At 63.3% G+C, this 23,322-nt stretch carries 18 protein-coding genes; 4 read left to right on the top strand and 14 right to left on the bottom strand.

Translation table 11 applies throughout. From position 1 onward, the window contains the following. Position 1 precedes the first annotated feature (1 nt). The gene (gene secA, locus G4L39_RS01965; protein ID WP_165105500.1) at positions 2–3,076 is read right to left on the bottom strand and encodes a preprotein translocase subunit SecA; all 3,075 of its coding nucleotides are present in this window, start codon (positions 3,074–3,076) and stop codon (positions 2–4) included. Between the two features lie 196 nt (positions 3,077–3,272). On the opposite strand from secA, the gene G4L39_RS01960 reads away from it, so the two are divergent. Beyond that, the gene (locus G4L39_RS01960; protein ID WP_165105498.1) at positions 3,273–5,015 is read left to right on the top strand and encodes a sugar phosphorylase; all 1,743 of its coding nucleotides are present in this window, start codon (positions 3,273–3,275) and stop codon (positions 5,013–5,015) included. Here the strand turns inward: G4L39_RS01960 and G4L39_RS01955 are convergent. Both G4L39_RS01955 and G4L39_RS01950 read right to left on the bottom strand, forming a co-directional pair. Further along, the gene (locus tag G4L39_RS01955) at positions 5,012–6,370 is read right to left on the bottom strand and encodes an APC family permease (RefSeq protein WP_165105497.1); all 1,359 of its coding nucleotides are present in this window, start codon (positions 6,368–6,370) and stop codon (positions 5,012–5,014) included. The two genes, G4L39_RS01960 and G4L39_RS01955, sit on opposite strands and share 4 nt — an antisense overlap. 184 nt (positions 6,371–6,554) lie before the next feature. Continuing rightward, complete coding sequence (locus tag G4L39_RS01950; protein WP_165105495.1) at positions 6,555–7,199, bottom strand: O-methyltransferase; 645 nt, start codon at positions 7,197–7,199, stop codon at positions 6,555–6,557. Between the two features lie 303 nt (positions 7,200–7,502). Between G4L39_RS01950 and G4L39_RS01945 the strand changes: the two genes are divergently transcribed. Then, positions 7,503–8,597, top strand: coding sequence for an agmatine deiminase family protein (locus G4L39_RS01945; protein ID WP_165105494.1), 1,095 nt, complete (start codon positions 7,503–7,505; stop codon positions 8,595–8,597). Between the two features lie 259 nt (positions 8,598–8,856). On the opposite strand, the gene G4L39_RS01940 is transcribed toward G4L39_RS01945, so the two are convergent. Then, entirely contained in the window at positions 8,857–12,432 is a 3,576-nt protein-coding gene (locus G4L39_RS01940) for a M6 family metalloprotease domain-containing protein (RefSeq protein ID WP_165105492.1), read from the bottom strand. Between the two features lie 531 nt (positions 12,433–12,963). Between G4L39_RS01940 and G4L39_RS01935 the strand changes: the two genes are divergently transcribed. Then, entirely contained in the window at positions 12,964–13,281 is a 318-nt protein-coding gene (locus tag G4L39_RS01935) for a DUF971 domain-containing protein (RefSeq protein ID WP_165105491.1), read from the top strand. 214 nt (positions 13,282–13,495) lie between these two features. Here G4L39_RS01935 and G4L39_RS01930 read toward each other — a convergent pair whose 3' ends face one another. The 10 genes from G4L39_RS01930 to G4L39_RS01885 all read right to left on the bottom strand — a co-directional run bounded on the left by G4L39_RS01930 (position 13,496) and on the right by G4L39_RS01885 (position 21,851). Beyond that, positions 13,496–14,932 (bottom strand): type II secretion system protein GspD, encoded by a 1,437-nt coding sequence (locus G4L39_RS01930; RefSeq protein ID WP_165105489.1) that lies wholly within the window; start codon positions 14,930–14,932, stop codon positions 13,496–13,498. A gap of 512 nt (positions 14,933–15,444) precedes the next feature. Then, entirely contained in the window at positions 15,445–15,918 is a 474-nt protein-coding gene (locus G4L39_RS01925) for a hypothetical protein (protein ID WP_165105488.1), read from the bottom strand. Between the two features lie 14 nt (positions 15,919–15,932). Next, a complete protein-coding gene (locus tag G4L39_RS01920) occupies positions 15,933–16,514 on the bottom strand; it encodes a type II secretion system protein GspM (RefSeq protein WP_165105486.1) in 582 nt (193 codons plus the stop codon). After that, positions 16,511–17,191, bottom strand: a complete 681-nt coding sequence (locus tag G4L39_RS01915; protein WP_165105485.1) for a PilN domain-containing protein — start codon at positions 17,189–17,191, stop codon at positions 16,511–16,513. Before G4L39_RS01915 ends, G4L39_RS01920 begins: the two co-directional genes overlap by 4 nt. Before the next feature lie 4 nt (positions 17,192–17,195). After that, positions 17,196–18,266 (bottom strand): pilus assembly protein PilM, encoded by a 1,071-nt coding sequence (gene pilM / locus G4L39_RS01910; protein WP_165105484.1) that lies wholly within the window; start codon positions 18,264–18,266, stop codon positions 17,196–17,198. Positions 18,267–18,381: 115 nt separating this feature from the next. Next, complete coding sequence (locus G4L39_RS01905) at positions 18,382–18,999, bottom strand: hypothetical protein (protein WP_165105483.1); 618 nt, start codon at positions 18,997–18,999, stop codon at positions 18,382–18,384. Positions 19,000–19,017: 18 nt separating this feature from the next. Next, on the bottom strand, positions 19,018–20,334 hold the full coding sequence (locus G4L39_RS01900; protein ID WP_165105482.1) for a hypothetical protein: 1,317 nt from the start codon (positions 20,332–20,334) through the stop codon (positions 19,018–19,020). A 54-nt stretch (positions 20,335–20,388) separates the two neighbouring features. Beyond that, on the bottom strand, positions 20,389–20,694 hold the full coding sequence (locus tag G4L39_RS01895; RefSeq protein ID WP_165105481.1) for a hypothetical protein: 306 nt from the start codon (positions 20,692–20,694) through the stop codon (positions 20,389–20,391). A 21-nt stretch (positions 20,695–20,715) separates the two neighbouring features. Continuing rightward, a complete protein-coding gene (locus G4L39_RS01890) occupies positions 20,716–21,321 on the bottom strand; it encodes a PilW family protein (RefSeq protein WP_165105480.1) in 606 nt (201 codons plus the stop codon). A 14-nt stretch (positions 21,322–21,335) separates the two neighbouring features. Continuing rightward, positions 21,336–21,851, bottom strand: coding sequence for a type IV pilus modification PilV family protein (locus tag G4L39_RS01885; protein ID WP_165105479.1), 516 nt, complete (start codon positions 21,849–21,851; stop codon positions 21,336–21,338). Between the two features lie 267 nt (positions 21,852–22,118). Between G4L39_RS01885 and mqnE the strand changes: the two genes are divergently transcribed. Beyond that, on the top strand, positions 22,119–23,282 hold the full coding sequence (mqnE, locus tag G4L39_RS01880) for an aminofutalosine synthase MqnE (RefSeq protein WP_165105478.1): 1,164 nt from the start codon (positions 22,119–22,121) through the stop codon (positions 23,280–23,282). Positions 23,283–23,322: the final 40 nt, after the last annotated feature.

The following is a 23,322-nucleotide window of genomic DNA, read 5'->3' as shown; positions in this document are numbered from 1 at the left end:
CTCACCGGCCGCAGCAGTGTTTGTACTTACGCCCGCTGCCGCAGGGGCACGGGTCGTTCCGGCCCACTTTGGGGCCCACCCGAATCGGCTGGCTCTTCTCCACGGCCGAGGCCGCCTCGCGCACCACCTCGCTCGCCTTGTCGGAAGTGCTCGTGCCCTGGGAGGTCCCGCCCCCGAAAGCGCTGGTGCTCTGGTGCAACAGCTGTTTGGGGATGCTTTGCAGGAAGTTCTCAAAGGCCAGCAGGCTCGTGGCACTCCGGAAGGCATTGTGGCAGATCTCGGACTTGATGTTGGTCATCAGGTCCTCAAACAACTTGTAGGCCTCGGCCTTGTACTCGATGAGCGGATCCCGCTGGCCGTAGCCCCGCAGCCCAATGCTGTATCGCAGGCTGTCCATCTCGTAGAGATGCTCCTGCCACAGCCGGTCCACGGCACTCAGGATCGTGTATCGCTCCAGGACCTTCAGTTGCTCCGGATCTTCGAAACTGACCTTGAGCTCATAAGCCCGGTGCACCGCCTCCACAATCCAGCGGGCGACGGCATACTGCGCCGCACTCAAACCGTCGTACAACGACTCCCGGGGCGGCAGTTCCTCCCCCCGACGCGCCACCTCCAACACCTGCGCCTCCGACAACCCGAGCGGGAAGGTCAGATTCACCCAGTCGGTCAGACCCCGGACGTTCCAGCGGTCGAACTCCTCGTCGTCGGTGGTGTACTGCTGCACCTTCTGTACCACCACCTCCTCGATGATCTCCAGCAGCCGGTCCCGGACATTGTCCGAATGCAGGACCTCATTGCGAAACCCGTAAATGACCTCCCGCTGCCGGTTCATGACGTCGTCGTACTCGAGCGTGCGCTTGCGGATCTGGAAGTTGTGCTGTTCCACCCGTCTCTGCGCCTGCTCGATGGAGCGGTTCAGCAGCGGATGCTGCAGTTCCTGTCCTTCCTCCAACCCCATGCGCTCCATGTACTTCACGATGCGGTCCGAGCCGAACAACCGCATCAGGTCGTCCTCCAGCGAGATGAAGAAGTGCGAGCTGCCCGGATCCCCCTGGCGCGCGCAGCGGCCGCGCAGCTGACGGTCGATGCGCCGTGCCTCGTGTCGCTCGGTCCCGATCACGTGCAGACCGCCCAGCTCGGCCACGCCGGGCCCGAGTTTGATATCGGTCCCCCGGCCGGCCATGTTGGTGGCGATGGTGATCGCGCCGCGCTGGCCGGCCCGTGCAATGATCTCGGCCTCCTGCTGATGATACTTAGCGTTCAGCACCGAATGGACCAGCCCCTCCTTCCGCAGCATCCGGCTCAGCATTTCGCTGACCTCGACCGAGATGGTGCCCACCAGGATGGGGCGCCCCTGGGCATGGATCTCCTTGATCTCCCGCAGCACCGCGGCGAACTTTTCCCGCTTCGTCTTGTACACGGAATCGTTGTAGTCGATCCGTCGCACCGGTTTGTTGGTCGGCACCACCAACACGCCCAGTTTGTAAATGTCCCAAAATTCCTGGGCCTCCGTTTCCGCCGTACCGGTCATGCCGGCCAGCTTCTGGTACATGCGGAAGTAGTTTTGGATGGTGATCGTGGCCAGGGTCTGGGTCTCCCGCTCGATCGCCACGCCCTCCTTGGCCTCCACCGCCTGATGCAACCCGTCACTCCACCGGCGCCCCGGCATCAGGCGGCCGGTGTGTTCATCCACGATGATCACCTTGCCATCCTGCACCACGTACTCCACGTCCCGCTCGTACAGGCAATAGGCCTTCAACAGTTGGGAAATCGCGTGGATCTTCTGCGCCTTGGCCTCGAACTCCTGCTGCAACCGGGTCTTGGCCTCGAGACGTCCCCGGGCGTCCAGAGCAGGATTCGACTCGATCTCGTGAAGGGCCACGGTGATGTCCGGCAGCATGAACGCATCCGGATCGTTCGGACTCAAAAACATCCGGCCCTTCTCGGTCAGGTCCGCATCGTGGCTCTTCTCGTCAATGGCAAAGTACAGCTCCTCCTTCTGCCGGAACAGCTCGGCTTTCTTTTGGTCCTTGTGCAACTCCAGCTCGGCACGGTTCATCAACCGGAGGTTCTCGGGATCCTCCAACAGCCGCAGCAGTCCCTCGGATTTGGGCTGCCCCATCTTCACCCGGTACAGCAGCAGCCCGATCTCCATCTCCAGCTCCTCGGCGTTTTCCGGACGCCGCCCGTCCGCGGGACGAAGCTGCCGGATCAGCTTTCGGGCCTCCTCCAGGAACTGATCGCACAATCGTTGCTGGGCCCGGACCAGCGATTCCACCGCCGGTTTCCAGCGCACGTACAGGTCGTCAAACGTACGAACCGCCGGTCCGCTGATGATCAGGGGCGTCCGCGCCTCATCAATGAGGATGGAGTCCACCTCGTCAATGATGGCGAAGTAGTGCCCGCGCTGGACCTGGTCCTCCTTGCGCAACGCCATCCCGTTATCCCGCAGGTAGTCAAACCCAAACTCGGCGTTGGTGCCATAGGTGATGTCGCAATAGTACTGTTCGCGCCGGACGGCCGGCGGCTGGTCATGAACAATGCAGCCCACCGTCAGTCCCAGAAACTTGTAAATGGCCCCCATCCACTCGCTGTCGCGCTGCGCCAGGTAATCATTCACCGTCACCACGTGCACTCCCCGGCCGGTCAGGGCGTTCAGGTACACCGGCATGGTCGCCACCAGGGTCTTGCCCTCACCCGTGGCCATCTCGGCGATCTTGCCCTGGTGCAGTGCGATGGCGCCGATGATCTGGACGTCAAACGGGATCATATCCCAGACGATGGTGTGACCCCGCACCACCACCTCCGCCCGGCGTTCGGTCAGTCGCCGGCAGACGTTCTTGACCACGGCGTACGCCTCCGGCAATAGCGCGTCCAGCGCCGCCGCCAGCTCGGCATTGTCCTTGATGGCCGACAGCCGCGCCTTCCATTCCGCCGTCTTCCGGCGCAGGTCGTCGTCCGACAGCGAACTCAGCCCGGCCTCGATCTCGTTGATCTTGGCCACCAGCGGCCGCAGCCGCCGGATCTCGCGGTCATTCTTCGAACCGATCAGTTTTTTAAGGAGAAAGCCAATCATGGTTGCCCGGTGAATGATGTCAGGCAATGCCAACGCTACGAGATGCCCGGCACACCGTCAAATGCGAACCCCCGGCCCCCACCCGCCCCGGCAGTGCCGGGCGCCACCCTCTGCCGCCCGGCCGCCCGACCCCACTCAACCCCCTCCGGGCTGTACGCTTGCCTCCGGCCCCGTCCTGATCTATACCCCTCCCGTCATGACCCTCGAACAACGCATCACGGAACACCTCTCCTGCCTCTATGGCATCCAACCCGCCCGGTACCTGGCCCCCGCGCTCGTCCAAATGGTGGAGCAAACACGACACCACCTGCCGCCCCGCCCGTACCGGCCCCTGACCAACGGCGACGTGATGCTGATCACCTACGCCGACCAGGTGCTCGATCCCGAACAACCGCCCCTGCAGGTGTTGGGAAGCTTCCTGCAGCGCCACGCTGCATCCGACGTCCGTGCAGTCCACATCCTCCCCTTCTACCCATGGACCTCCGATGATGGGTTCGCCGTGGTCGATTACCGCGCCGTGGACCCCCGGTACGGTTCCTGGCAGGACATCGAGCGCCTCGGCAGCCGGTTCGACTTGATGCTGGATCTGGTCTGCAACCATACCTCCTCGCAATGTCCATGGTTTCAACGGTTCCTCCAGGACGACCCCCAATACCGCGACTTCTACATCACCGTGGAGGGAAGCCCCGACCTCTCCAGGGTCATCCGCCCGCGGACCACACCCCTGCTGAACGAATTCCCCGGCGTCGCCGGCCCGCGAAAGGTCTGGACCACATTCAGCGCCGACCAGGTGGACCTCAACTACCGCAACCCCGCCGTGCTGCGAACCATGCTGGAGATCCTCTTGGAGTACGTCCGCCACGGCGCCCGCTTTATCCGGCTCGATGCCGTGGCCTTCCTGTGGAAAGAGATCGGCACCACCTGCCTCCACCTGCCGCAGACGCACCGGATCGTACAGCTCATGCGAACCATTCTCGACCACGTAACTCCCGATGTCCGACTCGTCACCGAAACCAACGTGCCCCACGCCGAAAACGTCTCCTACTTTGGCGACGGAACCAACGAAGCCCACCTCGTCTACAACTTCGCCCTGCCACCATTGGTCCTGCACAGTTTCCTCACCGGCCAGGCCCGGGAGCTGACCCGGTGGGCCGCCCAACTCCGCACGCCTTCACCCCACACGGCCTTTCTCAACTACCTCGCCTCCCACGACGGGATCGGACTCAACCCCGTCCGCGGTATTCTGCAGGACCACCACATCGAAGCCCTGGTGCGGCATACCCGGGCAGCCGGCGGATTCGTATCGGAAAAAGCCCTGCCCGATGGATCGCGGGCACCGTACGAACTGAACATCAACTATCTGGACGCCCTCAGCCCCCCGGAGGCCGCCGAGCCGCCGGGAATCGTTGCCCGCAAGTTCGCCACCGCCCATGCCATCGCCCTGAGTCTGCCCGGCATGCCCGCGCTCTATTTTCACTCTCTGTTCGGATCCCGCGGGGATCGGGCGGCCGCCCTCGCGACGGGCATTTACCGCCGCATCAACCGGGAAAAACTCGGTCTGAGCCGATTGGAGACCGAGTTGGCCGATCCATCCTCTCTGCGTGCGCAAGTCCACACCGCCCTGCGCCGCTGGCTGGCCCTGCGGAGGTCGCATCCGGCTTTTGCCCCGGCCGCGCCCCAGATCGTTCACGAATCCGACCCGCGCCTGTTCGTCATTGAGCGGCAGGATCCCCACTCCGGGCAAAGTGTCCTTTGCATTCACAACCTGTCCGGCGATGCCGCGGTGTATGCCGTCCCGGGCCCGGTCCGGGGTTGTGAGCTGACCTGGCACGATGCCACCACCGGCAGTTCGATCCCGAACAGGGAGGTGAACGGAACTTTGAGGCTCGAACCCTGGCAAACGTGGTGGGGACTACCGCCACAGGAGCCGTCCCTCTAGCCCGATGCCCCGGCCGGCTGAGACCGGCTCCGCATTTTCTTTTGCTGCCACCACCACAGGGGCAGGCCCAGCAAGATCAGCACCGCCGAGCCCGCTGCCAGCCACGGCCGATACGCCACCGCACTGTAAATCAACCAGCCACACACCCCGGCAAACAACCATGGCGTCACCGGGTACCCCCACGTCCGGTACGGTCGCTCCATCTCGGGTTCCTTCCGCCGCAACACCCACACCGCCAGGGTGGTCGCCATGTAAAATGTGTACACCGCCGCAGACGTGTACACGACGGTGCGCACAAAATCACCCAAAACCAGAATCAGACCCAACGCCAGCCCACCCTGAACCCACAAGGCTGCCGCCGGGGCATTGCGACGGGCATCCCACCTTCCCAACCATTGAAACCAGGGGTAATCCCTGCCCATGGCGTACGTGATCCGGGCACCGGTCAGGACCAGCCCGTTCACTGCGCCCAGGGCGGATATGCAAATCAGCGCGCTCACCAGCGTCACCGCCTGCTCCGGCCAGACCCGCCGCACCACATCCACAGCCACCGCTTCGGACCTCACCAACCCTTCATATCCCAGGGCATGGACAAACGCGGCATTGACCAGCAGATACAACCCCGTCACCGCGGCCATCCCAAGCACCATGGCCCGGACAATGTTGCGCTGCGGATCCTTAACCTCGGCAGCCACATACGCCATCTCGTTCCACCCTCCAAACGTGAACAACACAAAGATCAGTGCGAGCGTCCAGGGCAACCCATCCGGCATCGGTCCCGGATCCGCTTCCGGGCCAGCCGGCCCGCCCACCCACGCAGCACATCCAATGGCCAGCAGACCCGCGGCCTTCGTCAGTGTCAGGACGTTCTGTGTCCATTTGCCCGCCTGCACGCCGATCACGTTGATCACGGTCAGGGCGACCACGGCGGCGGCGGCGTAAATCTTGTGCGCGCTGCCGGGTGTTCCGCCCAGCGCCACCCACCAGGGATCGAAAATGGGCCCTGCATAAAGCGCGAACGCGAAGGCCATCACCGCGATGTCGCCCGGCCGCACCACCACCAGTTGCGCCCAACCAAACAAAAAGCCGGCCCAACTGCCATAAGCCCGCCCCAGATACACGTAATCCCCGCCCTCGCGTGGATATGCCGTGGCCAGCTCCGCATAGCACAGGGCCCCGCACAGCGACAGCAGACCCCCCAATACCCAGAGTCCAAACAAGCCGGCCGGTCCCCCGGCCCCACCGGCTATGGTCGGGGCCATTTGATAAATCCCCGTCCCGATGATGATCCCCAGGATCAGGCAGGTCGAATCCAGCAGACTCAGAACGCGTCGGGGTTGGTCAGGTGTGGTCATGGGCACACGGGCCGGCGTCCATCTCCGCCGGCGATGGTCTCAAAGTTCTCTCCGTCCAAACACCTTTTCCACAAGGCGCCGCCCCACCGACCCCAACCGGATCCCGGGGCTCATCCGCGGGAGGCCACCCGCCGACACCCGGAAAGCGCGATCACCGGGCACGGGGACACAAACCCGACCCCTCTCACCGCTTCTTCAAGCTCACGCTGATCCCGGACGCATGCAGGTTGAGAAAGATCGTTTCGAGAGCCGGATTATTGGTGATCGCCTCGATGTACCTCGGGTCCGCCATCCCTGGCGTGATGTTGTGGGCCACGATCAACCCGCCGGGCCGCACCAGCGGCAGCAACTTCTGCAAATAATCCAGGTACCCCTCCTTGTCCGCGTCCAGGAACACCATGTCAACCGGATCCTTCACCTGCCGGACCGTTTCGTGGGCGTCTCCCAGAACGATCGTTACCCTCTCGGCCACGCCGGCCCGACGGAAGTTCTCCCGGGCCTGCGCCGCACGCCGTTCGTCAATCTCAAAGGTCGTCAGCCGCCCATCCGTCCGTTCCAGGGCCAGGCAAAACCACAAGCCGGAATACCCCACCGAGGTCCCCAGTTCCACCACATGCCGGGCACCGATCGATTCCGCCAACACCCGCAGGATCCGACCATCCTGCTCCGGAACGATCATGTTGCCACGGCGTTGTGTACGGCCCACCTCCTCAATCACCGACAGGATCCGCTTTTCCGCGTCGTCTTTCGGAAGGGTCCGCGCCACAAACGGTTCCCGAACTTCACCGCCGGGGCCACGCGTAGGCTGTGCCTGGATGGATGTGATCATGCAAAGCCCGCTCAATAAGCAGGCCGTTCCAAGCTGGGCAAGTCTTGCGTCACGCATGTCCTCAGCATCCGGTTAATTCCTTCCAGCGTCAAATCTTCCCGGTGCGGGCCGACCGACCCGGCAGGGGAGGTACCGCGCCACACGGTGGAACAGGGTTCGACCTGCCCCGGGCGTCCACCGCCAGCCGGGGCAGGGTCCACGGCCCCCACGAACGCCAGCCCCAAAGTCCCGCCCCATTGCCACACAACCCTGTCGCACCTGCGGATCGACTTTCGCGCCGGGCCAACTATCTTGCCCGCCGTCATGGGCGGAAAGCAGCAACACGACATCCGACACTCCGACCGCACCCCGGCGGCGCTGGGTTACAGCATGCCGCCGGAATGGGCGCCCCACGAGGCCACCTGGCTGGCCTGGCCCCACCTCGCGTCCGATTGGCCGGGCAAACTCGACACCATCCGGTGGGTCTACACTGAAATTGTTCGCAAACTTGTCCCCGGCGAACGCATCCATCTCATGGTGCGAAACGCCGCTGAAGAAGCCCGCGCCCGACAATATCTGCACCGTGCTGGCTGCCCGTTGTCCCGGGTCCTATTCTTCCATCACCCCACCAACAGAAGTTGGACCCGCGATTCCGGCCCCATTTTTGTCACCCGCTCCCAACGCCCCCATCCCCGCGCCATCGTCCAGTTCCACTTCAACGGTTGGGCCAAATACCCCAACTGGCGCCGGGACCGCCAGGTGCCGGAAGCAGCAGCCCGGCATCTCGGTATGCCCCTCTTCGAAGCATTCTGGAACGGCCGGCCCTTCGTGCTTGAGGGCGGCGCCGTCGATGTCAACGGATCCGGCTCCCTCCTGACCACCGAAGAATGCCTGCTCCACCCCGAGATTCAGGTCCGTAACCCCGGCTTCAGCCGCCGCGACTACGAAGCCGCTTTGCAAGCGCACCTGGGCGTCCGCAATGTCCTGTGGCTCAAAAGCGGGATCGTGGGCGATGACACTCACGGGCACGTGGACGACCTGGCCCGATTCGTAAACCGAAACACCATCGTCATGGTCCGCGAATCCAACCCCCGCGACCCCAATTACCGGCGGCTGGAGGAGAACTGGGAACTCGTGCCGGATCTCCGACTTGAGGACGGGTCCCGTCCCCAGGTCATCGCACTGCCCATGCCCGCCCCGATCACCTTCGACGGATACCGACTCCCCGCCAGCTACGCCAACTTTTACATCGGCAATGCTGCAGTCCTCGTGCCCACGTTCAACGACCCGAAGGATCGCCTCGCCCTGGGAATCCTCGGCGAGCTCTTCCCCGACCGCCCCGTGGTCGGTATCCACGCCGTGGATCTCGTCCTCGGTCTCGGCACACTGCACTGTCTCACCCAACAACAACCTGCATGACCCGGGTCCCCACCCTGAGCCGCCGCCAACACGGATCAGCCCAGCCCGTCACAACACCCCGGGCCCCACAACAGCAGGCACATGACCATGCGGACACCGGCCGGCGCCCACTTTTGCGCCTGCCACGGAGAACGACGAACGCGGAGCAAACTTGAGGCGGGAATCTTCCCCGGACCTTTTGTACAGCAAGCCGGGCCGGGTTAAACGACGCTCCACCCACTCCGGCTCAAGCAGATGCCACTCGTGCGGTCTGAATCCCTTACCGCTCCCGTACACGGTAGAACCTTGCGCTCGGCAGCGGACCCGGATCCTCCGCACGGACCAAGCCCGCCTGACCTTGCACAACCTCCACCGGCACCCACACCGGCGAATCCAAGCGATCCGCCCGCTCCAGCACATACCGTGCCCGCGGCCAACCCTGCGCCCACAGCCGGAACCCTGCTCCCCTCATGCCATACCGCACCAGACGCGGCTCCATCTGCGACTCCAGCAAATACACGCTGTGGTAACCACCGGCCGACACCCACGCCACCGGTTCGTTTGAGGGCCGGTCGCACTGTCCGCGCGCGTTACCTCCCAGAGCAACCACCGAACCATCCGCCAGCAAGATCAGCGAATGCTCGGCACCAGCCGACACCGAGACCGCTCCAGTCAAGCCGTCGGGAATCTGAATTTGGCCCCGGCTGTTGTCACCCCAACCCATCACCCGACCATCCCGCGTCACCGCCAGACTATGATAGGCGCCCGCCGCAATCGCCACCACGTTCGACAAACCCGGAGGTACCACTGCCTGGCCGACCCACATGCCCGCCGCATTCCGGTTGTCACCCCAGGCCCGGACACGTCCGTCACGCGTCAATGCAAGAGTGTGCCGGGCGCCCGCCGCCACCGCCATCACGTCCCGCACCCCGGCGGGCACCTGCAGTTGGCCGGCACTCCCATCTCCCCACGTCACCACACGACCGTCCCCGGTAACCGCCACGCTGTGCCAGTGGCCTGCAGCCACGCCCACCACATCCCGCAGCCCGGCCGGCGGCCGGGCCTGCCCGGACCCGTTGCCGCCCCACCCCACCACGGTCCCGTCGCGCAACACCGCCAGACTATGGTATCCCCCGGCAGCCACGGCCACCGCACCCACCACATTCGTCGGCACGTTGCATTGGCCTTGAAAATTGTGGCCCCAGGCCAGCACACGGCCGTCCCGGCGCAGCGCCAGCGTGTGCCACAACCCGGCCGCAACCGACACAATGTCCGTGGCCGTGGCAGGCGCCCGGAGTTGTCCCCACGTGTTGTCTCCACTGCTACCCAGCAACGTCATCGACAGCTCCACCGGCTCCGTCACCGCAGACCCGTAGTCGTTGGTCACCACCACCTGCCAGATACCGGCCAACGAATCATTCATCGCGCTCCATGCCAGCACCGGTCCGGTCGCGTCCGGCACCGGTTGCCCGTTCCGATACCACTGGTACCGCAGCGGTGGCGTGCCCTCGGCCACCACCGTCAGCGTCACTGGTTGCCCCCGCAGGACGGCTTGACCGACGGGCTGGGTCCGGATCTCCGGGGCCATGGGGTTCAACACAAACATCACCTGGTCCACCCACCCGCGATCCTCCCCCATCGAGCCCGATCCGTCCTTGCTATAGACCCACTCCACGGTCTGATAGCCGGGTCTGAGCCATAGGTTTTCCTCCCGCCAGCTCACCTCGCCCGAGATCGCCGCAATCTCCATCCCGTTAACGCGCAACTGCAGCCGATCCCGGTCGGGCTCGGAGGAAACCTTCCAGTAAAACCGCAGCAGCCCCGGGCCGGGTAACACCGTCCAAAGCCGCGACGACTGGTTGTGCCCGATGTACCCGCTGGCCGCCGCATCCACACCGTCATACGAAACATGGCTCTGTCCGAACCACTCAAAATCACCATCCGAATGCCATTCCCAAGCGGTCGCATCCACCGCCTCCGCCAGGCTCATCCCCGGCACCACCACCAACACCGCCTCATCCGAGGTCACCCAGCCGAACCGGTTCGAGACCGTCACCGCGTACGAACCGGCATCGGTCAACCGCACCGGGTCCATCACCCACTCGGTCTGCGTGGCGCCGGGAATGCTCCGACCGTCTCTGTACCACTGGTAATAGAGCGGCTCTATCCCGACCGCCCGAACGGTAAAACGAACCTGCGTCCCTTCCCGCGCATATACGTCCCGGGGCCCCTCGACCACCCTTGGGGCCAGGTCGGGATTCCCTACGACAAATTCCATCACCGGCCCGGGCGCACTGAACGAGTGAACGCGCAGGCCGCTCGGGCTTCCATCCCACCATCGCGCCGCCGGCGCCGTATGGTCGGAGAATTCATTCGCATACCCCGCGGCGCGATTGCCCGCGTAATAAAGGTCCTCGGCATCGCCGGCATTCACATTCTGGTGCAGGTCCCAGCGATTGTCCGCCTGAATCAGCGTAACCTCGAAATTCTGATGACGCGTGTTGGGGGTGCGGCTCTGGTTGTCCCGGTCGCCGAGCTCGTCAATGTGCCAGATCGCCACGCCCGAGGCAGGTAACCGCGCATCCCGTCCCGACCGATGACGCGCCTCCAGCAGGAAGTATTCGGTCGAGCTCCCGGGCTTCCGGTAACGGTAGAAATGGTTGAACTCCGGCCCCGGAATGGCTGTCACCGTTGCCAGCAACGCCGAACTTGCCGTCAACTCCGTCACGGTTGCCCAGCCTGCAGCCCGCTTCAAGTACGCACACACCTGGACGGGGTTCAGGTCAAACGCCCCATACCCCATCAGACAAAACACACCTGCGCCGCCCTTGGAGTCGTAATCATAATCGTACAAGTCCGGAAACCCGCAGAGGAGATGGCCGTTCTCATGCACAAACGTGCCCAGCTCCAACCGGTTGCCGATGTTGCTGACCTGGTAAAACCACACCTTCGCACCCCCGGGCCACAGTTCCTGCGCACCCACGCGCTGAAGGACCCAGGCATGCGGCCACAAACCCTTGCTCCACACACCTCCGTTGTCGCCCGCATAAAACACATTGCACGCCACGACGCGATTCTGCGCATCCACGGTCAACGAACGCAGCGCCGGCAAAATGTCCGTCGTGTAGTTGGGCATTCCCTTGAGCAGCCGGATCGCATCCCGAATCAACTCGTTCGCCTGTTCTCCGGAGTCCTTCGTGGGGTCGTTGTAATAGCTCCTGGGATGCACGCTGTTGGGAATCCGCACATACACCGTGACCACATTTGAGTAGGTCAGCAGGCCCCGGGATACGTCGAGAAAGTATTTCTTGACCGACCCGTTGTTGCCGAAGCCTGCGTAGTCATCCGCATTGCAGAACGCCTCGATCTCCTCCCGGGGAATGGTGGCGGGCTCATCCTCGAAATCAACCAGCAAACAGAGTCCCACCTTGGTCCCCAGGGTCGGTGCCGACACCGCCGCTGCCGTGAGCTCCGACCTCTCCCGCGCCCGCTGCCACGCCTTGAGCTCCTCCCACCGCCTCCCGATCTCCATGACCTCCTCCCACCGACGCCGTCGCTCTGCAGCCTCGGCTCGGATGACCTCGCCGCTGGCCTGCAAACCCTTCGGAAGTCCCAACCGCTCGGGCCGATCGAGATGCACCGGTACCCCCGTGGAGCTCAACCGCCCGTCCGTGCCACGCTGAGCAAAGCAATAAGCGCGCCGGGCCGGATCAAACACCACCGTGTAACCGTCGAGCGTTTCGAAATGCGCATGAAACTCGTCGCCCCGGCCCCGAATCCACACCCGGCTTCCGTCCGGCTGCTGGAACTCGAACTGTGTCTGGAACGGCGCCCCCCACGCGCCACTCCACGCCATCCACAAGACTGCACCGATAACCGCACGGGTGGCCCGGCCCCACCGCAGCCAGCTCTGCGGGCGGCAGTTACCGGCGGTCTCGAGCCCACGTCCATCCGGGATCATCACTCCACTGCCATGCAACCCCTTCCTCTCATTCACGGCAAGACCTTTCTGCGGCGCCAGCAACCCCCTGCCACTTTTCTTTGTCTTCGCACCGCGCGTTGGACCGGACGCATCCCCGGTTGCCGCGAAGGGTTGCCACAGGTCCAAGGCGCTGCCGAAGCCGTTTGGCTCACGTCTTGAAACAAAAACCGTTTCTCCCGGGATCACACCGAATGTCCCCGCCTGGCGAATGACCGGCGCTGAGTCCCGGGCCACATAAGGAGACACCTTCCGCCGTCGTGCGTGCACAAATCCACAACATGCCGTCTCCGGAGTGAGCCGCGCCAGTGAACCCTGCCGTCCCCGTGCGCACAGGCGCTTTCGGGTGGGGCGAACCCCTTTTCCGTCTCCGTGGACAATTGCCTGCCCGTGCAGCATCATGCCGGTATGCAACCGGTGGATGTTCAGGTCATCGGCACGGAACTGGCCATCAAATGGCAGGACGGCTGCGAATCGTACATCCCGTTGGAACGGCTGCGCCGGGCCTGTCCCTGTGCGATGTGCCAGGGCGAAGGCGACCTTCTCGGGCACCGTGCCGTGCCTCTGCAACCACCCCTCACCACCGCTTCCTTTGCCTTGCGCGCCCTGCACCGGGTCGGCAGCTACGGTCTCCGACCCGAATGGGCCGATGGCCACGCCACCGGCATCTATCCGTTCGAGCTGCTGCGCCGCCTCGGTCAGGGTTCGGTCGAATCTCCACGATAACCGAACCCATCTCTGGCTACCCCGCGCCGCATGCCCTTTCCGTGGCCGGGCCCGGTTGACAACGGAGCTGGCGCGCCAGCTGGAACGGTTTCGGCACCCCTCCGCCATTCCGTTCCCTGCCCCTCTTGCTGGTTCCCACACCAAACGCAACAACACTAAAGGCCGCACGATCCGGAATCCGTGCGGCCTTGAGGACCGGGTGCAGTTGTTGCCCCTACATTCCCAACCCACCCGGCGTCATGGCCGGCTCTTGAAACACGGGCTCTCGGCCGGTCCTGGGTTTCACGCGGCTCCAGTCCGACGGACGTGCACCCTCCCAGAGGCTGTCGGGATCAATCCCGCCCGAGATTTCCGTGGGCCGTGACTTCAGGAAATCAGTCTGCGCCGGAACAAAGTCATTGTCCTTCAGGATGGTGGGCGTGATGAAAATCAGCAGGTTCTTTTTGTCCATGGCCTTGTTTTCGTGCCGGAACGCCATGCCCAGCAGGGGCAGGTCGCCGAGCACCGGCACTTTGCTGTAGATGTTTTTCGTGGAGTCGCTCATCAGGCCGCCCATCACAAGTGTATGCGAATTGGGAATCAGCACCTGCGTCTCCACCTTCCGAATGTCGTACTCATCGGCCTCGTTGATTGTGTCCAGGACGCGCTTTTGCACCGTTCGGAAGATGCTGGACACTTCGGGCACAACCTTCAGGAAGATGTGGTCATTGGCGGTAATCCGCGGGGTGACGGCCAATACCGTGCCCAGGTTGGTGTAAAGAACCTCGGACCCGCCAGTGGTGTTTTGCGTGCTCGCCTGAACCCGGAAAATGGGGACCGCACGCGTCACTGCCAGGCGTGCCGTCTCGTTGTCCAGTGTCACCGCCCGCGGCGTGGAAATCACCTGGGTATCAGCGTCCTTGTTCAGGAACGACAGCACGGCCCGAACACCGTCCGCGTTCAGGAAGGCAATGTTCGGGTTAAACCCGTTGAACGTGTTCAGAGACAGACCCCCGGCTCCGGCCACCGTCGTCATCGTGGTGCTCCGATCATAGCGCCGGCTGCTTCCCGGAACGGTCGTCACCGTCTCCGCAGCTGTCACGCCGTTGCCGAAGCTGACATTTTGACCTTCCAGGGTGTTGCCCCAGTCAATGCCCTTGATCGTGCTCGGGCTGCGGGAGATCTCCATCAAGCGCGCCTCGATGAGCACCTGACGAGGCGGCACGTCGAGGCGCTCGATCAATTCCTCCATCGCCATGAGTTCTTTTTCCGTGGCGACCACCACCATCTGGCTGGTCCGCACGTCCGGTAGCGCCCTGCTCCGCTTGTCGGTCAACGTGCTCTGGACCACGGCCACCACATTGGATGGATTGGCATACTTGAGCTGGATGATCCGTGTCACCAGGGGATCCGGTGCATCCGGGTCCTTCACGGTGATGCGCGCAATTCCGGTCTTCGGATCCTGGACCAGCTGCAAATCGTAGTTGTTCAACAGCGCTTCAAGTGCCTGCTGCGCCGTCACATTCTCCCATCGGATGGAAACGTTGGGCATCGGGACAATCTTTCCATCGGGCCCGGGCATGCCGAAATTCACCTTGGGATCCATCAGATAATTCAAGCCCGCCTGACGGGCCAGGTTCCGAATCGCATCAGTCAGCGGCAGGTCATCCATGACGATCAGCGGAATGACCACATTCGTGCCCTGAGGTGCGCCACGGCCCGCCGATGTCGGTTCGCTCTGGCCGCTTCCTGCCGGAGCACCCTGCTGAGCCGCCCGGGGTTGATCGTCCGCCTTTGCTTCACCTTCCTGGGCCTTGATTGGCATCCCAGTGCCCACCCCCAGGAGCAGGGCTGAAAGCACGGAGATTCCTCGAGCTGCGCGTCCCGGGATGGAGTTGGGTCCGCCCCACACCCCACGACCCATTGCCAGGGCGCTCATTCGCCGTCGGCTCGCTTGTACACCCAACATGGTCCCTCCATTTCCGAGTTGGTTCAGTTTCATAACCGGTGTCACGTCACGTGGTTGCGGTCCTGACTCCAGGGCCATGCTTGGAGGGGAGCACACGGTGTGCCAACGCTTCACAGTCCCCCATACATGGCCTTGGTCACCAACTGGGACGGCGATCTCATGAGTCGGTGCTCCCAAAACCTGTTCTGTCCGTGTCCGAAATTGTCTTCCACAAGTCAAAACCCGTCCCGCAAACGAAGTTCTTGTCGGGAACCGTTGATTTCCACCAGGACACGGTCGTCCTCGATTGAGACACAGCGCACGCGGATCTCGCCGCCCGGCAGGCGGAGGCTCGTGGTTTCGCCCTCCGCCAGGATCAGGCTGCGGCCCGGGGATTCTTTAACCGTGAGGGTGGCCAGCCGTTGGCCGGGGGCACCGGCCAGGCCGCGAAGGAGAAAGGTGACGCGGGACACCGGCGCCGCATTGGTGGAAGTCGTGCGGATACCAAACAGACGCGTCGATTTGGGATAAAACGGATCCCTGCCCTGTTCCGGGTTGGTGGGAACCTCGAAAACGGACCGGGGGATCTCGCGCGAGGGTTGGTTGGTGCCGCTGTCGGTTGCAGCGGACGCTCCACCAATCAAGGTGGATGCCGCAACGACCGTGCAGACCAAGGCCGAAACGACCACAAGCGATGTTGGGTGTTTCATTGTGGGTATCCTCTTCATGATCCCGACCGGACGAGGGCCACAACGGTGAGCCGGAACGCCACCTGTTCAGGTGCACGGCCGGGGTCCGTGGCGGGTGCGGGTTCCAGCTCCAGGTTTCTGAATCGCCAGTAGGGATAGCGGTTTTCGAAATCCGCCAGGAATCGCCCCAGATCGTGGTAGTATGCCGTCCCGGCAATGGTCAGACTCACCTGTTGATAGGGAAAGCGCGGCAACAAATCCACGGGCGCGGGACCGCTGATGGTGCTGAACTGGGGGATGTCCACGGGATAATCCGCACGGAACTGCCGGATCTGATTGATCAGGTGGGCATAGTAATCCCCCGAGGCCATTTGCTCTTCGCAGTGTTCCAGCTCCGTGGCGGCCTGTTCCAGGGCGTCGCTGATTTCCGGGGCCCGTTGGAGAACCTTCCTCGCCTCCGCAAGCTGGCGCTGCAGGTTTTCAATTTCGCGCCTCGTGTTCTCCAGGCTGGTCTGCTGCGGGCGGATCAGTCCGTACCACACCCCGGCCAGGGCTATCAGCGTGCCCACGGCCACCATCCCCAGCTGGCGTTTTTTTTCGCTCGACAACCGTTTCATCGGACTCTCTCCTCCAGTCGGCATTCCAGGGTGAATGCGACAAAACCCTGACCGGTTCGCGGGTCCTGAACCGGTGGAGCAAGGTTGCGCAGAACCACCTCACCCTTGCTGCCCAACAATTCCTTGAAGAGTGGTTCCCGGCTGAGGCGATCTTTGTAAACGGTGACCAGGTCGCCCGGATTGGGGCTCTCATCGCGCGCGTCCAAGGTAATCAAGATCCGCTCGGTGGCGGTGGCGGGTTTCGGCGGCTGGGTGAGCCGTCCGGCTGCATTCGTTTTCCCGGGCGTGGGCGGGGTCAGCACATAAAACTGCTCCACTTTGAGCCTGGTGAGCGGCACATCCGGGAGCGCAACCTTTTGGAGCGCCTGGAGCAGATTGCCCTGAAGGAACCGGTTGGTTGCCAGCTGATGCAGTGCCGCCAGGCGCTGTCGCACCTCGGCCAGGCGCTTTTCATGATCTCTGGCCTGTTCGTAGTCCTTCTGAAGAAGCTGCCACTGTGTCTGCAGCCCCGCCAATTCACTGTTTTGGATCAGGACCCGTGAGTAAAAGATGAGGCTGCCCAGCAAGCTGCAGATCACCAGGGCAACTGCTGCAAGCAGGGCCCGTTTCACGGGATCTCTGCGGCGTTCTTCCTCCAACGCCTGTGCTTCGGCCAGAAGATTCAGTCGGATGGGCATAGGCTCAAAGCGTGGCCAGGGCGGTTCCCACCGCGACCGACAGCTGGGGCGCGACCTGTTCCAGCTCGGCGAGTTGTTGCGGGGGCAACGCGCGTTGAAGACCTGCCGTGGGATCCCATGTGCGGCATTCTGCCACCAGCTCGGCCTGCAGAGCCTGCAGGATCCACTCGGCGGCCGCGCCTGCGCCGGACACGAGCACATGGGTTACGGGGCGGTCATTTTGATGTTCGTAAAAGTCCAGGGACGCCTTCAGTTCTCGACCCAACGGGGCAATCAGGGCAAACAGCTGTTCCCGCACCTCGCCGGGCATCCCGAGTTTGATCCCCTCGGCTTCGGCGTAGCTGATGCCCATGGTGTCCGCAAGCCCCTGGGTAATCTGGTCGCCGCCCATCGCCAGGACGCGGGTAAGAACCAGCTCCCCTTCCTGAAGAATGCACACGCTGGAGTGACGGAACCCCAGATCCACCAGCGCGACGACCTCGCGCTGAAACAGTTCGGGTTCGGCCTTTTCCAGGGCATTGATGGGGGCCACCAGCCCGGGCACCACATCCCCTGCCATGCAGCCTGCCCCTTTGATCGCCGTATGGAGCGTGTCCACCCAGGTTTTCTTTGCACCTGCAACCAGCACCTTCTGCTTGGGGAGGTTCGGCGCTTTTGCCTTCTCGGAACCTGAAGACTCCGCCCTGCCGTTGACCGGCCAGCAATCAAAGACGTACCCCGGCAGGTCCTGTTGCAGATAAAGTTTGCTGCTGGTTTTCAAGACCTGTCGCATGTCGGGAATGGGCATCTGCGGGAGTTCCGCGTATCGGACGATGGTTTCATCCACACCGATCGCCAGTGAAAGCAACGGAGCGCGAGTCTCCAGCGACTGCGTCACTGCGCGCAAATGTTCCGTCAACAGGGCTGCCGACGGCTCCTTCTCCGCAACCGGCGCCTCCAGAATCGCATAGCGCTTCAGGCTCGCGCCCTCTCCGCGGTTTTCAATCAGGACCGCCTTGGTGCAACGCCGCCCCAGGTCCACCGCAACCACCTGATCCCTTTTTCGGGATCCGCCTTGGAACCAGCTCAACGTCATGACCGATGCCTTCCTTCCACCAGCTACAACCTGCGTAACCCGGTTGTCCGCCCACAGGACAGCAGTTCCCGGGCCAACTTGAAAAAGGGTGACAAACGTCGGGACCGCGGGGTGTTTACAAGAGGTATGATGCGCACGCAGCCCCGCGTCGCGTGCGGTGAATCAGCCAAAGCGACAGAACCCCCAACAGCCCGGTCAGGTACCAGCCCCACATGGGCATCCCGCCGGAAGCCGGCAATGACGCGTCCTGCGGCTGGTTCTGCGGAGATTCCATGGTCTGGGTTCGCCCGGTTTCGATCCGGTACAGTTCCAAGCGGGCGCGAAGGTCTTGGGAAAGGGCACGCTTCAGCGCAAGGCGCTGTTCGTAACGTTCCCGGCCCACTCGGATCTTTTCCGCCAGGGACAACTCGCCTTCCTGGCGCAGGCGAGCGGCAATTTCTTCCTCATCGCCGGGACCAAGCCCGGGTATCTCGGCAAAAGCTGCCTCCACCCGGCATGCCACGACCAGACTGACCAGGAATGCCACAGTGGTCGTCACCAACACGACGATCCCCCGACGGCATCGGCCATGCAGATTCCAAAGTCCGTTGACGGCGGCATGGGTGCCGAGCCGGGAATGCCCCAAACCCCGGCCCGCAGCGAGGGGCTGGGCCCGCCGTCGGGATCCGCACCTGACCTGGCCCTTCCAGCCGTTCCGATGGGTTCCGTGAGTCGTGTAAAGCCGCAGGTTCATGGGTGAAGGCCCTTCGCATCACAGCGTTCCGGTTTCGGGGGGCAACTCCCGATAATCGGACAGGCTGATCAATCCGGCCACCGGCAATCCGAGGTCAATCAGCAGGTTCGGGTTGCGGTTGTATCGGCTGTGGACCCGGGAGTCGTAATTGAGGCGAAGCGAGCCGTTGAAAATAATTGCCTCGTCGCGGCTCACCAATACGCCATTGATGACGGCGTTGGCCTTGGCCAGCCGCATAGCTGCGGCGTGGTTGGTGTAGAAAATCCCGTCCAGGCGATTCATGTTGTTGGAAGCCACCGAACTGTAGGCCACCGGAGTACCCGACTGCGTGGTGGGATACCCCTGGATCTTGGAGGCGCGACTGGTGGTCATGTTGAGCTGCGTGTTGTAGTCGTAGTTTCCATCCATGACGCCGTCTTCATCCGCGTCATACCAGGCACTCCAGGTGCCGTCGGGATGGAGGAAAGGGATTCCATCATCGCCCGTATGGAGGATGCCGTCGGCCCCCAGATTCAATTCGCTCCCGACGTTCCGAAGACCGTACCCCTCAGGATTGTAACAATACGTCACCCAGTTCGCGCTGGTCACGTCTCCACCCAGGATGCACTCCCGGACGGCGAAAGCGACAAGGTCCTTGTTTTGGTTGTTCTGGACCCATGCATCCCGCTGGGATGGGGACATGGTCTCGGGCGGCGTGGCGAAGCTGGGTCCGTTTCGATACATCAGATCCCCGGCAATGTACAGGTTGCCGCCCACGTACAGCGTGCCCCGCCCGGTGATGTACCCTTTGATGACGACATCGCCCGGAACCACCACGGTGTTGCTGATGACGATGGGCCGGTCATAGGTCCCCTCCAGGTACAGGCCGGGCTTCTGGGCGTTGGTATGCACGCCATACACGACCCGTTGTGTACCCACCCAGATGCCGTTCCGCGCGGGGTCCATCATGGCCTTTGCCGCGTAGTAACTGAGATCCTTCAGATTCGGCATGGGTTCCCGGGGCACACCCCAATGGGCGTACGCCAAGGGATTGGCCCCTGCCAGCCCGCCAAAAGGCGGGGTACTGGTGAAGGGATCCACGGGCACGCCGTTCTCCGTGATAAGCCCATTGGCAAGGATCACTCCATTGACCGAGGGACGACCCCGAAAATCAAAATCCCAGTTGGCCCTGTTACCGCCGTTTCCGGTGATGGTGGAGCCCCACCACCACCCCCAGTTGTTGAGGAAATACTCGTAATCGAAGACGCGGCTGGCAGGGTTCTTGACGATTCGTGCCCCGATGGTACGGACCTTCTCGCCCACGCGGGCGGAGGCGGTGATCCAATAGATGTTCATACCCACCAGGTTGGACTTGACCACCGTGACACGGGCGCCGGCAAAACGACTCCCCTACCCCTGCAAGGCCTCTTGCATGTATGGCAGGCTCAAGGTCCCGTCGGCGGTCGCATACACGCCCGAAGACGGGGCCGGCCACGCATCGGCGATCATCTGGGCAGCCCAATGAAGGGCGTTTTCTGCGTGGTGATAGGCTGCGATCCAGTCGTTCCGCCCGTGGGCCATTCGAAGTTGAAACGACCCCAGAGCCATGGTCCCCGCCGTGACCAGGCCGAGGATGGCGCCTGTCACCACCACGGTCACCAGGGTGCTTCCACTGGTGGAATTGCACCTTTTAAGACCCGATCCTCTCAGTTTCATGGCTGTGCCTCCCCTGGTTTGCTAGGCGTTCCGCATTTTGACGACGAAGGAACGTAGGACCCGGGCGCTGTTCATCTCGGGCCGGCGCCGGCCAAACCCGTCATCATCCATTTCCATGAACACCCGGATCAGTCCGTTGTCCGTGCTGCCGTCCGCCTTGAGCGAAGGGGCAAACACCAGTTGCCGCAAAACGACCCGCCCGGGCCGATTCTCGAACAGGGTTGTTTCCGTGGCGGGCTGTAATCGGTTCTCCCGAAACCAGACGCGCCCCGTCTGGGGATCAAACCGGAGCTCGGCCCTGGGGAAATCCGGCGTCGGCCCGCGGCCCACAATCACCGCCTGAAAGCCGGTGGGCAGACCGACCACCTCGCTCACGGGCAGGATGAACACGGCGCCTTCCGCGCTGCTCATCTGTCGTAGCAGGCCCTGGATGCGGGCCTGAAGCTGGGCCGACTCCTGTTCCACGGTCGCGTCAGCCACGGTGCGCAGGTTTTCCCTGGCAGCTTCCACCAGCAGAAACACCCCGCCCCCGGCCAGTAGAATCCCGATGGAAACCGCGACCATCAGTTCCACCAGCGTGTACCCGGAGGTCTCCGGCACTGCATGTTTCTCAGGAACGAGCTTCATGGTTGGTCCCCGGATCAGAGGTCCTTGACGCGGACGACGTCCAGGCGTTGGACCCGCGGTTGGCCCCGTCCCAATGGCGGGTCCCATCGGATTTCCAACCGCAAGTGCCGCGTATGCGGTTGTCCCAGCACGGTCGTGGTGCTCATGACCACGCGCATCTGGGGATTCCGATGAGCCAGCCAGATCAAATCAGGATGAAACGCGAGGTAATCGTCCGTGTTCAGGTCGAACCACTGGTCGTTGGTGGGGAGGCGGATGTTCGGACCGCCGCCGGTACCGTCGAGCAGAGGATTCAGCGGCCACCCGGGAAGCACCTGAGCAAAAGGCAATCCGCGCAGCAACTCGGCGTAGTGTTCCAGAAATCCCATCGCCACGGCTTCCTCCTTGGCCTTGTAGGATGTCACCCGGCTGAAGGAGATGGCGCTCAAGCAGAGCACCACAACAAAGCTCAGCACCCCCAGGGCCAGCACGGCCTCGGCCAGGGTAAAACCGCCACGCTTTTGGAGTTTCAGCCTTTTCAGGGCGGGCATCATCGCCCGGCGAAGAAGCAGGACTCGTGCCGTCCCACGCCATGCCGGTCGTTCCTGGTCCGGCCGACCGCCAACACCAGCCGTGTATGTCCCAATTGAAGACACGGCAGCAATACAGTGTTGGACAATCGTCGCGCCCGGGGCCAATCCATATGACGCCCCGGAGGCTGTCCTCTGCTCGGAAGAGCACACCGCATGGTCAACGGACCAACCGGGCGGCGGCGTCCGTTTGCCTCCTCTCCATGTCCCGCCTAGAATTCGCGCTGCATGTGGAGCATTCGCTCGTCAAGCCGTTGGACCCCGTTGTTCCGAAAGGTCGAACACGGTGGACGCCTCTCCGAGGCGGAAGCCCTCGACCTTTGGTGCAATGCGGACCTTCACACGCTGGGGCGGTTGGCCGACCTGGCACGCGAACGCAAGGTCGGCAACCGCGCCTCGTACATCGTCAACCGTTACATCAACTATTCCAACTACTGCATCCTCTCCTGCCGCTTCTGCTCGTTTGCCCGCAAGAAACGGGATGGCAATGGATTTGAACTGACCCTGGAGGAAATTGTCGCCAGGGCCCGGGAAGCGCTGGCCCTCGGAGTCACGGAGCTGCACATTGTGGGCGGGCTGCATCCCAGCCTGCCGTTCCAGTACTACACCGACATGCTGCGCGCCTTGAAGGCGCTGAGTCCCCAACTGCACCTGAAGTGTTTCACCGCCATCGAAGTGTTGCACCTGGCCTGGCTGGCGCGAAAGTCCGTGGCGGATACGCTGTTGGCCCTCCGGGAAGCCGGGCTGGACAGCCTGACCGGCGGCGGCGCCGAAATTTTCGATCCCCGGGTTCGGCAGGCCATTGCCCGGGGCAAAGAATCCGCCGAAGAATGGTTGGAGGTGCACCGCATCTGGCATCGGATGGGCGGACGCAGCACCTGCACGATGCTGTATGGTCACGTGGAGGAGGCGGAACACCGGGTGGACCACTTGCGTCGCCTCCGTGCCTTGCAGGACGAAACCGGCGGTTTTGTGGGGTTCATCCCCCTGCCCTACCAACCGGACAACAACGACCTGCCCGTGCATCACCCGCCGACCGCCCACGACACACTCCGCACGATGGCACTGAGCCGCCTCTACCTGGACAACTTCGATCACATCACGGCCTATTGGGTGGGGCTCGGGCCGAAGCTGGCCCAACTGGCCCTGCATTACGGGGCCGACGACCTGCACGGCACAATCGTCGAGGAACACATTTTCCACATGGCTGGCGCGCGGTCGCCCCAACACATGCCCGAATGGCAGCTGGTGCAACTCATTCGCGAGTCGGGGCGGGTGCCCGTGCGGCGCAATTCTTTCTACGAACCGATCCTGGAGTGGAAAGCGTCGGACCTTCCCGGGCCTGCGGAGCATTCCGTCCCGGCCGCGGCGGAGCCCGCCCAAAGTCCATGAAAGGGGCGCGCTGTTCGGCAGGTTTCATTGCGGCGCGGCT

The organism is Limisphaera ngatamarikiensis, assembly GCF_011044775.1.
GTDB lineage: Bacteria > Verrucomicrobiota > Verrucomicrobiia > Limisphaerales > Limisphaeraceae > Limisphaera > Limisphaera ngatamarikiensis.
The sequence above is the reverse complement of the archived record's forward strand: the minus strand, read 5'-3'. Positions and strand labels throughout refer to the sequence as shown.

What these genes read in the sequence shown, in the direction of transcription:
- G4L39_RS01925 (WP_165105488.1), bottom strand. Translation starts at nt 15,918, where the DNA reads ATGAAACACCCAACATCGCTTGTGGTCGTTTCGGCCTTGGTCTGCACG.
- G4L39_RS01920 (WP_165105486.1), bottom strand. Translation starts at nt 16,514, where the DNA reads ATGAAACGGTTGTCGAGCGAAAAAAAACGCCAGCTGGGGATGGTGGCC.
- secA (WP_165105500.1), bottom strand. Translation starts at nt 3,076, where the DNA reads ATGATTGGCTTTCTCCTTAAAAAACTGATCGGTTCGAAGAATGACCGC.
- pilM (WP_165105484.1), bottom strand. Translation starts at nt 18,266, where the DNA reads ATGACGTTGAGCTGGTTCCAAGGCGGATCCCGAAAAAGGGATCAGGTG.
- G4L39_RS01940 (WP_165105492.1), bottom strand. Translation starts at nt 12,432, where the DNA reads ATGGCGTGGAGTGGCGCGTGGGGGGCGCCGTTCCAGACACAGTTCGAG.
- G4L39_RS01885 (WP_165105479.1), bottom strand. Translation starts at nt 21,851, where the DNA reads ATGCCCGCCCTGAAAAGGCTGAAACTCCAAAAGCGTGGCGGTTTTACC.
- G4L39_RS01935 (WP_165105491.1), top strand. Translation starts at nt 12,964, where the DNA reads ATGCAACCGGTGGATGTTCAGGTCATCGGCACGGAACTGGCCATCAAA.
- G4L39_RS01900 (WP_165105482.1), bottom strand. Translation starts at nt 20,334, where the DNA reads ATGAACATCTATTGGATCACCGCCTCCGCCCGCGTGGGCGAGAAGGTC.
- G4L39_RS01945 (WP_165105494.1), top strand. Translation starts at nt 7,503, where the DNA reads ATGGGCGGAAAGCAGCAACACGACATCCGACACTCCGACCGCACCCCG.
- G4L39_RS01905 (WP_165105483.1), bottom strand. Translation starts at nt 18,999, where the DNA reads ATGAACCTGCGGCTTTACACGACTCACGGAACCCATCGGAACGGCTGG.
- G4L39_RS01895 (WP_165105481.1), bottom strand. Translation starts at nt 20,694, where the DNA reads ATGAAACTGAGAGGATCGGGTCTTAAAAGGTGCAATTCCACCAGTGGA.
- G4L39_RS01950 (WP_165105495.1), bottom strand. Translation starts at nt 7,199, where the DNA reads ATGATCACATCCATCCAGGCACAGCCTACGCGTGGCCCCGGCGGTGAA.
- G4L39_RS01955 (WP_165105497.1), bottom strand. Translation starts at nt 6,370, where the DNA reads ATGACCACACCTGACCAACCCCGACGCGTTCTGAGTCTGCTGGATTCG.
- G4L39_RS01890 (WP_165105480.1), bottom strand. Translation starts at nt 21,321, where the DNA reads ATGAAGCTCGTTCCTGAGAAACATGCAGTGCCGGAGACCTCCGGGTAC.
- mqnE (WP_165105478.1), top strand. Translation starts at nt 22,119, where the DNA reads ATGTGGAGCATTCGCTCGTCAAGCCGTTGGACCCCGTTGTTCCGAAAG.
- G4L39_RS01915 (WP_165105485.1), bottom strand. Translation starts at nt 17,191, where the DNA reads ATGCCCATCCGACTGAATCTTCTGGCCGAAGCACAGGCGTTGGAGGAA.
- G4L39_RS01930 (WP_165105489.1), bottom strand. Translation starts at nt 14,932, where the DNA reads ATGGATGACCTGCCGCTGACTGATGCGATTCGGAACCTGGCCCGTCAG.
- G4L39_RS01960 (WP_165105498.1), top strand. Translation starts at nt 3,273, where the DNA reads ATGACCCTCGAACAACGCATCACGGAACACCTCTCCTGCCTCTATGGC.